Source organism: Paraburkholderia solitsugae, assembly GCF_013177695.1.
Lineage (GTDB): Bacteria > Pseudomonadota > Gammaproteobacteria > Burkholderiales > Burkholderiaceae > Paraburkholderia > Paraburkholderia solitsugae.
In genome coordinates this window covers 41,259-54,086 of sequence record NZ_WOEY01000037.1, presented here as the reverse complement: position 1 = coordinate 54,086, position 12,828 = coordinate 41,259, and the positions used below count along the sequence as shown (strand labels likewise).

13 protein-coding genes are annotated in these 12,828 nt (G+C 63.4%); 2 read left to right on the top strand and 11 right to left on the bottom strand.

Features of this window, described 5'->3' with window-relative positions; translation table 11 throughout:
• Positions 1 to 50: 50 nt before the first annotated feature.
• The 8 genes from otsA to mltG form a co-directional block, all read right to left on the bottom strand.
• The gene (gene otsA, locus GNZ12_RS09785) at positions 51 to 1,463 is read right to left on the bottom strand and encodes an alpha,alpha-trehalose-phosphate synthase (UDP-forming) (protein ID WP_172310152.1); all 1,413 of its coding nucleotides are present in this window, start codon (positions 1,461 to 1,463) and stop codon (positions 51 to 53) included.
• Between the two features lie 353 nt (positions 1,464 to 1,816).
• Positions 1,817 to 2,173 (bottom strand): Rap1a/Tai family immunity protein, encoded by a 357-nt coding sequence (locus tag GNZ12_RS09780; protein ID WP_172310151.1) that lies wholly within the window; start codon positions 2,171 to 2,173, stop codon positions 1,817 to 1,819.
• 216 nt (positions 2,174 to 2,389) lie between these two features.
• Positions 2,390 to 3,130 (bottom strand): ankyrin repeat domain-containing protein, encoded by a 741-nt coding sequence (locus tag GNZ12_RS09775; RefSeq protein ID WP_172310150.1) that lies wholly within the window; start codon positions 3,128 to 3,130, stop codon positions 2,390 to 2,392.
• 52 nt (positions 3,131 to 3,182) lie between these two features.
• Positions 3,183 to 3,974 (bottom strand): TatD family hydrolase, encoded by a 792-nt coding sequence (locus GNZ12_RS09770; protein ID WP_172310149.1) that lies wholly within the window; start codon positions 3,972 to 3,974, stop codon positions 3,183 to 3,185.
• A gap of 46 nt (positions 3,975 to 4,020) precedes the next feature.
• The gene (locus GNZ12_RS09765; protein ID WP_172310148.1) at positions 4,021 to 4,539 is read right to left on the bottom strand and encodes a GNAT family N-acetyltransferase; all 519 of its coding nucleotides are present in this window, start codon (positions 4,537 to 4,539) and stop codon (positions 4,021 to 4,023) included.
• Positions 4,540 to 4,645: 106 nt separating this feature from the next.
• Positions 4,646 to 5,680, bottom strand: a complete 1,035-nt coding sequence (locus GNZ12_RS09760) for a DNA polymerase III subunit delta' (RefSeq protein WP_172310147.1) — start codon at positions 5,678 to 5,680, stop codon at positions 4,646 to 4,648.
• A gap of 94 nt (positions 5,681 to 5,774) precedes the next feature.
• The gene (gene tmk / locus GNZ12_RS09755) at positions 5,775 to 6,395 is read right to left on the bottom strand and encodes a dTMP kinase (protein WP_172310146.1); all 621 of its coding nucleotides are present in this window, start codon (positions 6,393 to 6,395) and stop codon (positions 5,775 to 5,777) included.
• Positions 6,395 to 7,405: an endolytic transglycosylase MltG gene (mltG, locus tag GNZ12_RS09750; protein WP_172310145.1), complete on the bottom strand. Its 1,011-nt coding sequence runs from the start codon at positions 7,403 to 7,405 to the stop codon at positions 6,395 to 6,397. The genes tmk and mltG overlap by 1 nt, the downstream gene beginning before the upstream one ends.
• Before the next feature lie 78 nt (positions 7,406 to 7,483).
• Here mltG and ygfZ point away from each other — a divergent pair, with 78 nt between their 5' ends.
• Together ygfZ and GNZ12_RS09740 are read left to right on the top strand one after the other, a co-directional pair.
• The gene (gene ygfZ, locus GNZ12_RS09745; RefSeq protein ID WP_172310144.1) at positions 7,484 to 8,581 is read left to right on the top strand and encodes a CAF17-like 4Fe-4S cluster assembly/insertion protein YgfZ; all 1,098 of its coding nucleotides are present in this window, start codon (positions 7,484 to 7,486) and stop codon (positions 8,579 to 8,581) included.
• 89 nt (positions 8,582 to 8,670) lie between these two features.
• The gene (locus tag GNZ12_RS09740; protein WP_172310143.1) at positions 8,671 to 9,504 is read left to right on the top strand and encodes an NRDE family protein; all 834 of its coding nucleotides are present in this window, start codon (positions 8,671 to 8,673) and stop codon (positions 9,502 to 9,504) included.
• Positions 9,505 to 9,649: 145 nt separating this feature from the next.
• Here GNZ12_RS09740 and GNZ12_RS09735 read toward each other — a convergent pair whose 3' ends face one another.
• From GNZ12_RS09735 to GNZ12_RS09725, 3 genes are all read right to left on the bottom strand, one after another.
• Positions 9,650 to 10,609, bottom strand: coding sequence for an alpha/beta hydrolase (locus GNZ12_RS09735; RefSeq protein ID WP_172310142.1), 960 nt, complete (start codon positions 10,607 to 10,609; stop codon positions 9,650 to 9,652).
• Between the two features lie 130 nt (positions 10,610 to 10,739).
• Positions 10,740 to 11,630 carry an SDR family oxidoreductase gene (locus GNZ12_RS09730; protein ID WP_172310141.1) on the bottom strand — a complete coding sequence of 297 codons (891 nt, stop codon included), beginning with the start codon at positions 11,628 to 11,630 and terminating at the stop codon, positions 10,740 to 10,742.
• A 122-nt stretch (positions 11,631 to 11,752) separates the two neighbouring features.
• Entirely contained in the window at positions 11,753 to 12,751 is a 999-nt protein-coding gene (locus GNZ12_RS09725) for an NADP-dependent oxidoreductase (protein WP_172310140.1), read from the bottom strand.
• Positions 12,752 to 12,828 lie beyond the last annotated feature (77 nt).

Genomic DNA, 12,828 nt, shown 5'->3' with positions numbered 1-12,828 from the left:
GCGCTGTCGAACCCTCAGTAAAACAACTTCGTTCAAACGCATCATTATCATTAGTTATGCCCGCCGCCTTTGCCCGGCTTCTGCATGGGGACGCTGCGCAAATCGTTCAGGAAGGTATCGCGCCACACACCGAGATCGTTCTTGCGCAGCGCCGCCATGTTGATCTCGTGACGTCGCTGGCGCGCATCGAGCGGCATTTGCAACGCGCGCTGCAAGGCTTCGCACATGCCAATCGCATCGTGTGGATTGACCAGCAGCGCGCCGGTCAACTCCGCGGCGGCGCCCGCGAAAATCGACAACACTAGCACGCCCGGATCGTCGGGATTTTGCGCCGCGACATACTCCTTCGCGACCAGGTTCATACCGTCATGCAACGGCGTGACAAAGCCGATCTGCGACTCGCGAAACAGCGACATCAGCTTCCAGCGGTCGTACTGCTGATTCAGATAGCGGATCGGCGTGTAGTCGAGGCCCGAATAACGGCCGTTGATGCGCCCCGCTTCGTATTCGAGATCCTGACGGATCTTCTGATAGGTGGCGACGTCCGAACGGGTCGGCGGCGCGATCTGCACCAGCGTGACGTTGCCGCGCCATTCGGGCGAGCGTTCCAGCAACTGCTCGAAGGCGCGAAAACGTTCAACGAGCCCCTTCGAATAATCGAGCCGGTCGACGCTCATGATCAGCTTGCGGCCCTCCAGACTCTGCTTCAGGTCGAGCACGTGCTGGCGGCTTTCGTAGCGCTTGGCCTGTTCGGCGATTTCATCGGGGAACACGCCGATCCGATAGACGCCCGTGCGCAGCTTGCGGCCGAAGGCTTCGACGTGATTGCCCTCGCTCACGGTGCCGCGCGCGTGGCGCGTCACGTAGTCGTGGAACGCGAGTTCATCGGTCGCGGTCTGGAAGCCCAGCAGGTCATAGCACGACAGCGATTTCACTAACTCTTCGTGCGGCGGAATGTTGAGCAGAATCTGCGGCGCGGGAAACGGAATGTGCAGGAAGAAACCGATGCGGTTCGTGATGCCTTCGGAGCGCAGCGCTTCGGCGAACGGGATCAGATGGTAGTCGTGAATCCAGATCACGTCGTCGGGTTCGAGCAGCTTGATCAGCTTGTGCGCGAGCCATGCGTTGACACGCCGGTAGCCCGCATACTCGTCGCGCTCGTAGCGCGCGAGGTCGTTGCGGTAGTGGAATACCGGCCATAGCGTCGCGTTTGAAAAGCCGCGGTAGTACTGGTCATAATCCTTGCGCGTGAGGCCGACGGTCGCGAAGGTCACCGCGCCGTCCTGCTCCAGCGTCGGACCGGCGTTGGCGACGGTCTCGCTCACCACGTCGCCGCTCCAGCCGAACCACACGCCTCCCGCATCCTTCAGCGCGCCGAATACGCCGACCGCGAGGCCACCCGCCGACCCCTTGGTTTCCGTCGGCGTTGCGACGCGATTCGACACGACGATCAGTCGACCCATGTTGGTAGTCCTCCTTGATTCGCGCGACGCGGACGATGTGCCGTAGAACACTTCGCCGGCTTCCGCACGACAACGCTAAAGCGAAAGCTAGCCGGTGAGGCCGGCCGGGCAGACGAAACCGCGTCGGGTTCGTGGCGTAGATGGACGGTTCGACTGCTGTAGTGCCCGGTCAGTTGCCCCTGACTGGCGCATCACTGCCATCTGAAATGGAGTGAGGCTTCGGCGATACGACGGAGATCGTCGAGGGTTGGCGGCTTCCAGGCGTGGGCGGCCGGCTTTGAGCCGGCATGAAAGCAGGCACGCGGCACAGACTTCAGCCGCGAATCATGTCAAATTTCAAACCAACTACGCGATCAGTTGCCGCTCTTGCAAGGAAATGCCTTGCCGAGCCCCAGCGAGATCGCCGTACTGGCGTTATAGCCCGCGACGATCGGATTTTCAGCGATGTACTTGCGTACCGCGTCGGTGAGTTGCGCCGAACGCGCGTCAGGTGGCAGGCAGTAGTACTGGCCGACGCGCGGCCCGGTGGTGCCGCCGATCGCGTCAATCGTGTTGAAGATGCCGTCCGCGGCGCCTTCGATATAGGCGGCACACGCGCTACGCGATGCCACATCGGTTTTCGTGCACAGCTTGTTGAGGTCGCCTCCCGTAAACGCGGCTGCCGTTAGCGGTACGGCAAGCGCGCTGGCGAAAATCAAAGCCCGCAGCATGGTGTTCCTTTCCAGGGTCGTTTATCAGGCGGTCTTGCGCCGCATCGAACCGGCGCGCCTCGTAGCACGCCAAGTCGCCATTCTGCACTGTTTTGCGAAGCGGCAGGCATGCCAGCAGCCGCTATCTTCAGGCAAATTTGTGCGGCCCGGTGCTCCGGCGGCTGGCATCCCGGCGGCCGGCGCTCCGGCGGCCGGCGCACCGGTTTTTCACACAGATCACTTCTGTTGCATCTGCTGCAGGCGCGCAGTGAGTCCTTCGACCACGTCCGGCTCCTTGTAGGTCTTCGCGAAATCGAGCGCGGTCAGGCCGATCTGGTTCTTCACCGTGAGGTCCGCGCCGTTGTCGAGCAGAAGCTTCACCGTCGACACATGACCGCCACGTGCGGCCATCATCAGCGGCGTGGTGCCGTTCGGCGAGCCGGTGTCGACATAGGCCGAATGGTCGAGCAGCACCTTGACGATATCGTCGTGGCCGTTCGCGGCCGCGTAGTGCAGTGGCGCCCAGCCCTTCTTGTTGACTTCGGCGTCTTTCGCGATCAGCAGGTTGACGAAGTCAAGATCGCCGTTCAGCGCGGCCATCATCATCGCGTTCTCGCCGGCCTTGTCCTGGATCTCGATGTTGGTCTTCGGATTGGCGAGCAGCGCGGCACCCACCTTGTCCGACTTCTCGCGCGCGGCGATCACCAGCAGCGGGAAGCCCTGATTGTCGACGCTGTTCGGATCCATGCCCTTGGCGAGCAGCTTGTTGACGCCGTCGACGTCGTCGAATTTGACCGACTTGATGAGCGAGTCGATCGGTGCTGCCTGAACCGGCGAAGCGACCAGCGAAGTCAGCGCGGCGCAGGCGAGCGTGGCGGCCAGCGCAAGGCGCGATGCGCTGCGGCGTGCCGAACCGAGCGCGGTTTGCACCGCTGAAGTCTCTTGAAACGCTGCGGTCGAAGTCGAATAATTTGTCATGTTTTACTTTAGGAAACTTTCCTATCCATTTGATATTTATTAACTTTACCGATCACACACCAACGGGCGCGGGAATCTTGAAGAGCCGGAAGAAGTTTTGTGTCGTCGCGGCGGCCAGCGCCGTATCCGGCATCTCGCGTTGTTGCGCGATGAAGCGTCCGACATAACTTACGTACGCAGGTTCATTAGGCTTGCCGCGGTACGGCACCGGCGCGAGGTACGGCGAGTCGGTTTCGATCAGCAAACGCTCAAGCGGCACGCGGCGCGCGACGTCCTGCACGTCGGTCGCGCTCTTGAACGTGACGATGCCCGACAGCGAAATGTAAAAATTCTGCGCCAGCGCCTGCTCGGCCACCGCCCACGGCTCGGTGAAGCAATGCATCACGCCGCCCGGCTCGCTCGCGCGCTCCTCGGCCATGATACGCAGCGTGTCTTCCGCCGACGAACGCGTGTGGATGATCAGCGGCTTCCTGGTGGCGTGCGCCGCGCGGATGTGAGTGCGAAAGCGCTCGCGCTGCCATTCCATATCCGCGATCGTGCGGCCTTCCAGGCGGTAGTAGTCGAGGCCGGTCTCGCCGATCGCGACCACCTTCGGATGCTCAGCCAGCTCAATGAGTTCGGCGAGACTCGGCTCGCGCATATCCTCATGATCCGGATGCACCCCGACCGACGCATACACGTTCTCGTACTGGCTGGCGATCGCGAGGACAGACGGCAGCGTCTCCAGGTCGACCGAGACGCACAGCGCATGCGTCACCGAATGGCTGCGCATGTTCTCGAGCACCTGCGGCAGGCGGTCGGCGAGTCCTTCGAAGTTGATGTGGCAGTGCGAATCGACAAACATGATGATGTCCTGCGGGTAAATAGCTTGATGTGAATCTGGCTGCAAATCAGGCGGCGGCCGCGTCGAGCCGCTTGCCGAGAATCACCAGATCGCGCTCCACGCCGTCCAGCACCGCAACGCGCGGGAGCGACCCCCACGTGTCGAAACCGAAGCCGCGGAACAGGCGCAGGCTCGCGTCATTGTGGCCGAAGATAAAGCCCAGCACCGTGTCGATGCCGAGCGCCGGCGCCACCGCGAGCGATGCCGCCAGCAGTTGCTTGCCGAGCCCCTTGCCGCGTGCGCTTTCGTCCAGATAGATGCTGACTTCGGCGGTCCGCAGATAGGCCGGGCGGCCGTAGAAGTCGGAGAAGCTCAGCCATGCGATTACGCGGCCCGCCTGCTGCGGATCTTCGACCACCCACAGGGGGCGTTTTTGCGGGCCATGTGCGTGAAACCACGCCAGACGGCTTTCGACGCTCACCGGCTCCAGATCGGCCGTGACTTGCCGCGACGGCACGGTCGAGTTGTAGATGGCGACGATCGCGGGCAGATCGTCGAGCGTGGCATCGCGGTAGGAAAGGCTCATGGTGCTTTGGACGTGAGGTGGAAGACGATTCAGCGGACGCTCGCAGGGGTGGGCGCGGCGCAGTCAGGCGGGCTTACCCCGGCCGGACCGTCCGCCATCAACAGACTTACGCGAACAGCTCGCGATAGCCGATAAACAGTTCTTCGAACACCAGCCGTGCGTTCAGCGGATGGTTCTCGACGGCGCGCTGGCGCGTCACGGTCCGCATGAAGCGGGCGAACGCGCTGGCGTCGGCTTGCGATGCACAGCGCGTCAACGCCGTCGACGCCTGCGGAAAATAGCGCGGCACGCCGGCCGTGCGCTGCGCCAGCAAATCGTACATCCAGCGCTGCAGCCAGCCGAGCACGAGCGGCACCGGCAGCTTCTGCAGCGCCTCGCCACAGGCAAAGGCGTCGCAGTCGGCACCGGCGGCCAGTTGCTTGAGGGTCCAGTCACGCAGCGCGCGGTTCTCGTCGCTCGCGAGAGCGAGGGCCGTGAGCGGCGCGCCGCCGGCTTCGGCGAGCAGCGCGGGCGCTTCGGCGACGCCTTGCGCGGCGAGCCACTTCGTGGCCACCTCTGGCGCGGGCATCGTCATCGGCCATTGGCGGCAACGGCTGATGATGGTGGGCAGCAGGCGGTCGACGCGCGCCGACACCATCAAAAACACCACGCCCGCCGGCGGTTCTTCGAGCGTTTTCAGGAGCGCGTTGGCCGCGGCGATGTTCAGCCCCTCGGCGGGATACAGCACAACCACGCGTGCGCCGCCACGATGCGAGCCGACGCCGACGAAATCGAGCAAGCCACGAATCTGCTCGATCTTGATCTCCTTGCTGGGCGCGCGTGTCTTCTTGCCTTCGTCGCCGTCGGCCTTCTCGGCTTTTTCCTCTGCGGCGTTACCGAGACCGGCTTCGGCGGCCAGCGCTTCAGGCACGATGATCCGATAGTCCGGATGATTGCCCTGCGTGAACCAGTTGCACGCCACGCACGCGCCGCAGGGCTCGCCGTTGGCCTGCTGGGCCTCGCACAGAAGCCCTTGCGCCAGGTGCTGCGCGAAGCGCAGCTTGCCGATCCCCGCCTGGCCATGAAGCAGCAAGGCGTGCGGCCAGTGCCCACGCAACTGCTGAAGGCGGTTCCAGTCATCGGCTTGCCACGGATAAATCATCGTTTCTCTTTTAAATCAATCGGTTGACGACGCTTGATGAGCGTTCAAGCGAACTTCGCCCGTTGTTATAATTCTGGATTATATTCTTTTAAAATCAAAGCACTGCGATCAACTCTTCAAGTTGCTTCTGAATGCGCGCAATACTCTGCGAAGAGTCAATGATAGCGAACCGGTACGGTGCTTCTTCCGCGCGGCGCAGATATTCGGCACGGGTGCGGTTGAAAAATGCCTCCGACTCGCTTTCGAACCGATCCGGATCGCGCGCGGCGCTGCGCCGTTCGTTGGCGATTTCCGGCGCCAGGTCGAACAGCACCGTCAGTTCCGGCTGAAAGCCGCCCTGCACCCAGCGCTCCAGCGTTTCGAGCTTGTCGCGCGGCAGACCGCGGCCGCCACCCTGGTAGGCAAAGGTCGCGTCGCTGAAACGGTCGGACAACACCCAGTCGCCGCGCGCAAGCGCCGGCTCGATCACTTCGGCCAGATGCTGGCGGCGCAGCGCGAACATCAGCAGCGCCTCGGTTTCGAGGTCCATTTTCTGATGCAGCACGATCTCGCGGATCTGTTCGCCGAGCGGCGTGCCGCCCGGCTCGCGCGTCATCACGACCGAGCGGCCGGTGCTCGCGACTTTCTCTTCGAGGCGTTCGCGAAACCAGCCCAGGTGGGTGGTTTTGCCGGCACCGTCGATGCCCTCAAACGTTATGAATTTGCCCCGCGCCATCATTGCCCTCGAATGTATTTGTCCACGGCCTTGTTGTGATCGCCGAGGGTGTCAGAAAAGATACTGCTGCCGTCGCCGCGCGATACGAAGTACAGCGCGGTGGATTGCGCCGGGTTCATCGCGGCCTGCAGCGATGCGACACCGGGCAGCGAGATGGGTGTTGGCGGAAGCCCCATCCGGGTGTAGGTATTGTAGGGAGTGTCGGTCTGCAGGTCTTTTTTCCTGATGCGGCCGGTGTAACTGTCGCCCATGCCGTAAATCACGGTCGGGTCGGTTTGCAGCGGCATGCCCACCCGCAGACGGTTCGCGAACACGGCCGCCACCATCGGCCGGTCCGATGGCTTGCCGGTTTCCTTTTCGATGATCGACGCCATCGTCAATGCGTCGTACGGGGTCTTGTACGGCAGGTTCGGCGCGCGGGCGGTCCACGCCTCATCGAGACGCACGCGCATCAGCCGGTACGCCCGGCGGTAGACATCCAGATCGCTAGTGTTCTTGTCGAACAGATAGGTGTCCGGGAAAAACAGCCCCTCGCCATTGCCGATCGACGCTTCCGGTGCGCCGATCGCGTTCATCAGATCAGCGTCGCTCATGCCGATCGAGTCGTGCTTGAGCGCCGGATTGGCGTCCAGCTCGGCGCGCATGTGCTTGAAAGTCCACCCTTCGATGATGGTCGCCACGTATTCATTGACGTCGCCGAGCGCGATTTTTTGCAGCACTTCGTACGGCGTGATGCCTGTCTTGAACTCGTAGTTGCCGGATTTGAGATTGCCTTGCAGCCCGAGCAAGCGCGTCATGATGACGAACAGTTCAGGCTGGACCGGCACGCCGCCACGGTTGAGCTGCAGCGTGACGCTGCGCAAGCTGCTGTGCGGTTTGACGGTGACATCGAGTTGCGCGGGGGTCAAATCGAGTGGGCTGGTAGCCCAGTGATATCCGCCTGCGATTGCGGCTGCGGCCAGCACAACGACGATTGAGCCGGCGACGAAACATTTCTTCAGAAGGGACATGCGAAACGTGGCTGGGTTGGACCTCATATAATACTTGTTTGCCTTAGCTAAAGTCAGAATTGACTGTTCTCGGAATCCATGAACACACCGCTCGCTACCGCTTCAGGCACTCCTTCAGTTGCGCCCGCAGTTGCTCACACGGGCACGGCTGCCGCAGCACAGGCTTCCGCTCCCGTCGGACTTCCGGTTTTGCCGCGCCCCGCCGCTGATGAATTCGACGCCGTCATTCAACACGGCGCGTACATGCCGCTGACCCAGTTCGGCGTGATCGACGTCACCGGCGACGATGCGGCGAGCTTCCTGCACGGCCAGTTGACCAACGACACCCAGCATCTCGACGCCGCCAATGCGCGCCTCGCGGGCTACTGCTCGGCCAAGGGCCGCCTGCTGGCGTCGTTCCTGACGTGGCGCACGGGCGACAGGATCCGCCTGCTGGTGTCGAAAGACGTGCAGGCCGCCGTGCAGAAGCGGCTGTCCATGTTCGTTCTGCGCGCCAAGGCCAAGCTCGTGGATGCGAGCGGCGAACTGGCGGTAGTCGGCCTCGCGGGCGACGTGCGCAAAGCACTTTCCGGCGTGTTCGATGCGCTGCCCGACGGTGTGCATGTCCAGGTGGATGGCACGGCGGGTTCGCTGATTCGTGTTCCGGACGCGCTCGACCGGCTGCGCTATCTGTGGGTCGGCCCAAAGGCCGCGATCGAGCCGCAGTTGCCCTTGCTCGATGAAAAGCTCAAGCGCGTGTCGCCGGCGGTATGGGACTGGCTCGACATTCGTGCGGGCGAACCGCGCATCACGCAGCCGGTGGTCGAGCAGTTCGTGCCGCAAATGGTCAATTTCGACGTGCTCGGCGCGGTCAATTTCCGCAAAGGCTGCTATCCGGGTCAGGAAGTGGTGGCGCGCAGCCAGTATCGCGGCACGATCAAGCGGCGCACCTCGCTCGCGAACGTGGCGGGCGAACTGGCGACGGTCAAGGCCGGTGCGGAACTGTTCCACTCGGACGATCCGGGCCAGCCGTGCGGGATGGTGGTGAATGCGGCGTCCGCGCCGGAAGGCGGCGTCGATCTGCTGGTGGAGATCAAGCTAGCGGCACTGGAAGGCGGATCGGTGCATCTGGGCGCGGCGGATGGTCCGGCGCTGACGTTCCTGCAGTTGCCGTATGGGCTGCCGACTGAGGTTTAAGCTTTCGAACCCGAGCGGCGCAATCAAGCGCCGCTTTTTCCTGGCATTTGTTACTTCAACTCCACCGCCCCCACCGGGAGACGCCCCCGATGTGCCTGATCGTCTTCGATTGGCGACCCGATGCGGTCGACGGACCGCTCTTCACACTCGCCGCGAATCGCGACGAATTTTTCCGACGCACCGCCGAGCCGATCAGTTGGTGGCATGACGCGCCGACCGTGCTGGCCGGCCGCGATCTGTTGGGTGGCGGCACGTGGCTCGGCATGTCACGCGATGGCCGCTTCGCCGCGCTGACCAATTACCGCGCGCCGCATGAAATGCGCGCTGATGCGCCGACGCGAGGTACGCTGGTCAGCGACTGGCTCAGTAGCTCGGGCAACGGCCAGCACGAAACACCGATTGACTATCTGCAACACGTCGCACGAACCGGTGACATCTACAACGGCTTCAATCTGCTCGTCGGCGACTGGACGCGCCGCGAACTCGGCTGGTACTGCAACCGGTCGAACATTGCGCCCTCGCTGCTCGCGCCCGGCACGCACGGCATCTCGAACGCGGTGCTCGATACCGCATGGCCGAAGCTGGTCAAAAAGCGCGCGGAACTGGGCGCCATGCTCACGCGTGAAGCGATGCCGCCGCTCGAACGCCTGATCGATCTGATGCGCGATCCGCGCCTCGCGCGCGATGACGAATTGCCGTCCACGGGCATTCCGCTCGAACGGGAGCGGGCGTTGTCGGCGGCGTTTATCGAAACGCCGGAATACGGCACGCGCGGCACGACCGCGGTGCGCGTGGTCGCGCATGGCGAGGTGATCAGCGTAGCGGCCGCTGAACGCAGCGACGACAATGGCTCGCACCGGATCGTGCGGCCCGGCGACTTCGAACGCAGCTTTGCGTTCAACGTTGAACGCGAGATTGCCTGAGACGCTGCTGACTGCCCGCTTATCGCCGGACGATCACCTGCTGATCGCCTCACCGTTTGCGATCTGATTCGCTTGACAGCCACCTCACCGTTTTACAGCCGGGCATCACTTCACGATCATCCGCGCTTTTTACATGGAGCGGCGATTATTCGGCGCCGAACGCCGCCCGCAATGCAGCGGCGGCATCCTGATGTGCCTGCGCGACGTCGGGCACGAAGCCGCCCATCTTGAAGAACTCGTGGATCATCCCCGGGTAGCGTTTCAGCGTGACCTGATTGCCCGCTGTGCGGAGTTTTTCCGCATACGCATCGCCTTCGTCGCTTAAGGGATCGTATTCGGCGGTCGCGATCCATGCCGGTGCGAGGCTGCTGAAAGCGGGTGCGCCGCGCTCGCCGTCCAGCGGCGCGAAGCGCCAGTCGTCGCGGTCGCGCTTATCGCGCACGTATTGCTCGAAGAACCATTGAATCGTGTCGCCCGACAGCAGGAAACCATCGGCGAGGCGCGAGTGCGAATCGGTTTGCTGATGGCCGGTGGTGCCCGGATAGATCAACAATTGCAGCGCGAGCTTGATGCCAGCGTCGCGTGCCAGCACCGCGCACACCGTTGCCAGCGTGCCGCCCGCGCTATCGCCGCCCACGGCCAGCCGCGCTGCATCGACGCCATATTCCGCGGCATGCGCATGCAGCCAGGTCAACGCATCGAAGGCGTCGTCAACGGCGGTGGGAAATTTATACTCGGGCGCGAGCCGGTAATCGACCGACAGCACCGTGCACTGACCATCGCGCGCGAACATCCGGCACACCGCATCGTGCGTATCGACACTGCCGACCGTGAAGCCGCCGCCGTGAAAATACACCAGCGCCGGCGCAGGCTCGGCCCAACTCGGCTCGACAGGTTGATAAAGACGCGCGCGAATCGTCGCGCCGTCGCGCGTCGGCACTTCCAGGTCTTCGACCGAGAACATCGATGCGCTCGCGATCTCCAGAATCGGCGCGCTTTTTTCGTAGGACGCGCGCGCCTGTTGCGGGGTCAACTCGTGAAGTTGCGGGCGCTTCGCGCGCGCAATCATGTCGAGTACCTGCTCGATCTTCGGATTCAGCGGCATTGAGCGTCGGGTGGCGCGTGGGCGCCGGGCGTTAATGGGTTAAAAAAGCGGGTCAAAAAAGCGGGAAGAAACATCGGGACAAACAGCAAAGCAAACCGGTGGCAAGCGCTCCGTATGATGCCGAGCGCCCCTAGCTCGCGTTCTTCACTTCAGGTTTCAGCGACATCGGATCAGTCGGATTTCGCAACTGCTCGATATCCTCGTGGCGCAGCTTCACCGTCGCCATGATGCCCGGATGCGTAACGATATAGAAACGCCGCGCCGCGATCGCTTCGAACGTGATGTCGGCGACGTCGGACGCGCTCAGCTTGCCCGATTGCACCGCGCGGTGCAGTTGCTTGCCGGCGGCGATCTGCGAGCGGGTCGGCCCGCTATCGTTGCGCAGTTCCGCGGGCCGCGCGCGTTCGGCATCGGCGATGCCGGTCGGCACGAAGGCCGGGCACAACAGCGAACAGCCCACCTCGCCGCCATCCGCCGGCTTTGCCGCTTGCGCGAGTTGCAGATCGTGATAGAGCGTCTCCGTCAACGACACGACGGCGTGCTTCGAGGCGTTGTAGATGCCCATCGCGGGCGGCGAGAGCAAGCCCGCCACCGACGCCGTGTTGACGATATGCGCGGGTTCGTTCTGCCGCAGCATGATCGGCGTGAAGGCGCGTACACCGTGCGCGACGCCCATCACGTTGACGTTGAACACCCACGCCCAGTCGTTCGCCGAGCTCTCCCAGAGGAAGCCACCCGAGCCCACACCCGCGTTATTGAACAGAAGATGCACCTTGCCGAAGGCGTCGAGCGCCGCTTGCGCGAGCGCTTCGACCTGGGCGGCGTCGGACACATCCGTCGGCACGCCGATTGCCTCGGCGCCGCCGACGCGTAATGCGTCGACGGTCTGGAGAAGCGCTTCGGGATTCACGTCGGCGAGCACGAGCTTCATGCCGAGCGACGCGCCCTTCTCCGCGAACGCCCGGCCGAAACCGCTGGCCGCACCGGTGATCACCGCCACCTTCCCTGCGAATTCGAACATCTTTTCTCTCCTGGGTTTAGCGGCTCGGCGTTGTCCGCCGGGAACCGCCAGCCGATAAGTTTATCGGCTGGACCGCCTCGACATCTAGCGTATGCACATGCGCGGCTCGACAGCCGCCGCGCTCAGATCAGCTTGACGAGTTGCTTGCCGAAGTTCTTGCCCTTCAGAAGACCGATGAACGCCTCGGGCGCTGTATCGAGCCCTTGCGCAATGGTCTCGCGATATTGCAGCTTCTTCTGCGCGACCAGCGTGCCGAGTTGCTTGAGTGCTTCGGGCCACACGTCCATATGCTCGCTGACGATGAAACCCTGCACCAGCAGCCGCTGCGTGAGCATCAGCGACGGATGCTTGAGCGGCAGCGGCTGGCCGTCGTAGCCTGCGATGAATCCGCACAACGCGATGCGGCCGAACGCGTTCATACGCGCCAGCGTCACGTCGAGCACTTCGCCGCCGACGTTCTCGAAGTAGCCATCGACGCCGTCCGGCGTCACGGCTTTGAGGTCCTTATACAGATTGCCGGCCTTGTAGTCGACGCAGGCATCGAAGCCGAGCGTCTCGACCACATAGCGGCACTTGTCCGCGCCGCCCGCGATGCCGACCGCGCGCGCACCGGCCAGCTTCGCCAGCTGCCCGACCACGCTGCCCACTGCGCCGCTCGCCGCGCTGACCACCACGGTATCGCCCGCCTTCGGCCCGATGATCCTGTTCAGACCATACCAGGCCGTCACGCCGGGCATCCCGACCGGGCCGAGATAGGCCGACAGCGGCACGTGCGTATCGTCGACTTTTTGCACGCCCGCACCGTTCGAGGTGCCGTACTCCTGCCAGCCAAACATCGCGACGACCTTATCGCCGACTGCGAATTTCGGATTCTTCGACTCCACCACTTCGCCCACCGTGCCACCGATCATCACTTCGTTCAGCGGCTGCGGCGCTGCATACGACTTGCTGTCGTTCATCCGCCCGCGCATGTACGGGTCGAGCGACAGGAAGTGATTGCGCACGCGGATTTCGCCATCGGCGAGCGGCGCGAGCGGAGTTTCGACGAGCTTGAAGTTATCGGGCGTAACCGCGCCTTGCGGACGCGAAGCCAGCACGAATTGACGGTTGATCTGGGGCATGACGATCGTCTCCATGGGTTACCGATGTGATCGGCGAATAATTCGAACGAACGGCGTCGGCAAAAGAGGAACTCGCG